The sequence below is a fragment of the Bartonella sp. AP40SXNS genome (assembly GCF_042195825.1).
Lineage (GTDB): Bacteria > Pseudomonadota > Alphaproteobacteria > Rhizobiales > Rhizobiaceae > Bartonella.
In genome coordinates, this window is the sequence record NZ_JBHIPB010000085.1 from 1 (window position 1) to 1,026 (window position 1,026).

At 37.9% G+C, this 1,026-nt stretch carries 1 protein-coding gene and 1 pseudogene; both read left to right on the forward strand.

Annotation, left to right across the window (positions count from 1 at the left end; all coding sequences use genetic code 11):
- Positions 1–74: 74 nt before the first annotated feature.
- On the forward strand, positions 75–902 hold the full coding sequence (locus ACFILZ_RS09855; RefSeq protein ID WP_375611064.1) for a recombinase RecT: 828 nt from the start codon (positions 75–77) through the stop codon (positions 900–902).
- A gap of 1 nt (position 903) precedes the next feature.
- Positions 904–1,026 (forward strand): annotated as a pseudogene (locus ACFILZ_RS09860) (exonuclease); the annotation flags it as partial.

Sequence of the window (1,026 nt, forward strand, 5' to 3'; positions counted from 1 at the left end):
TAACAACCAACCATTTTTAAACACAAGCGTGATTCACGCCACGGGGGAATTGCGCGCAAATCAAGGAAACAATAATGACAAATTCTACTTTTTTAAAAGAAATGGCAGGAAAATATGGATTTTCTGCTGAAGAATTTCGAACCACAATCATAAAAACTTGTATTGGAGATAAAAATGCTAATGCCATCTCTGATGCAGAATTTGCCGTTTTTCTTTTTGTTGCCAATACTTATGGACTTAACCCTTTAACAAAAGAAATCTATGCTCTCCCTAAAAAAGGCGGCGGCATCATACCCGTTGTTTCTATTGACGGTTGGATAAAGATCATCAAATCAAATCCTGACTTTGATGGCATGACCTTTCAAGATCAACTCAATAAAGACGGGAATCTCATTGCTATCAAATGTGCTATTCGTCTCAAAGGCATTAAAGACCCTATCGAAGTCACCGAATATCTCAAAGAATGCGAACAAGGCCACAGTGACCCTTGGAAAAAATACCCCGCACGTATGTTGCGCCATAAAGCTACTATACAGTGTGCTCGCTATGCTTTCGGGCTTTCCGGTATTTATGAAGAAGATGAAGCAAAACGTATCAATGAAACAAACCATAACGTACAAATGAAGTTAGTTTCTTATGATGTGCTTATGCAAATCAAACAATTAATAAACATCACTCAAACAGAAGAAGAAAAAGTGCTTGATTATGCACAAGTCGACAGGCTTGAAGATCTTCCTGATGAAATAGCACAAAGGATTTTGGATATTTTGCAAAAGAGACAGCATGAAAAAGAACAATCTTTCCTACAACAAAAGCAAATAGAGGCGCCTATACAAGATGCCGAATATATTCACGTCCAAGATATCGAATATGGACCACAAGAACAAAGAACGGCGGTGTGAGATGAAACAAAGAACAGCAGAATGGTTCCAAGCACGCTTGGGTAAAGTCACCGCATCAAACATTTACAACATACTCAATAAAACTACAAAAGGATTGCCTACGAGCAAATATGAAGACTACAAA